The sequence below is a fragment of the Streptobacillus felis genome (assembly GCF_001559775.1).
In the GTDB taxonomy this organism is placed as follows: domain Bacteria; phylum Fusobacteriota; class Fusobacteriia; order Fusobacteriales; family Leptotrichiaceae; genus Streptobacillus; species Streptobacillus felis.
In genome coordinates, this window is record NZ_LOHX01000328.1 from 1 (window position 1) to 556 (window position 556).

At 25.0% G+C, this 556-nt stretch carries 1 protein-coding gene; it reads right to left on the reverse strand.

All coding sequences use genetic code 11. The annotated features are described in order from the left end of the window. Nucleotides 1-407, reverse strand: a 407-nt coding sequence (locus AYC60_RS07750) for a hypothetical protein (protein WP_156447710.1), incomplete at its 3' end; no start/stop codon positions are given. Nucleotides 408-556 lie beyond the last annotated feature (149 nt).

The window sequence follows — 556 nt, forward strand, 5'->3', positions numbered from 1 at the left end:
TTTACTCTTCCTACATTATTTAAAGTAGTACTTGATATATTTAGATTTTTATCTGCATGTATTATTGCTCCATTTTTATTATCTATGTTATTTTGAGCTATTAGGTTTATATTATCACTTATTAATACATTACCATCATTTATTATGTTTTTAGCTGATATATTTATATTATTATTTGATATTATTTTATCTCTATTTGTAAAATCTTCTTCTACCTTAACATTTAGATTATTTGTCTTTATTTCCTCTATTTTAGCTTGTGTCTTTGATTCTAATGTTAAATCTTTTGAAGTTATACTTTTAACTCCTATACCTGATTTTGTTGCTACTATCTTTACTACATCTCCATGTATAGAACCTATTATGTCTGCACTTAGCTTTATGCCTTCTTCTCCAGCATAAGTCATTACTTTTAATTCTTTTGCCTTTATATCTCCTTCTGATTTAAAGGTACTTGCTATTATCTCTAAATTCTAATCTGTGTTTAGTTCTTTTAAGCTTTTGATGTTTCCTTTAGGTTTGTTATATCCTTTTATTTCTTCATTTTCTATTATTG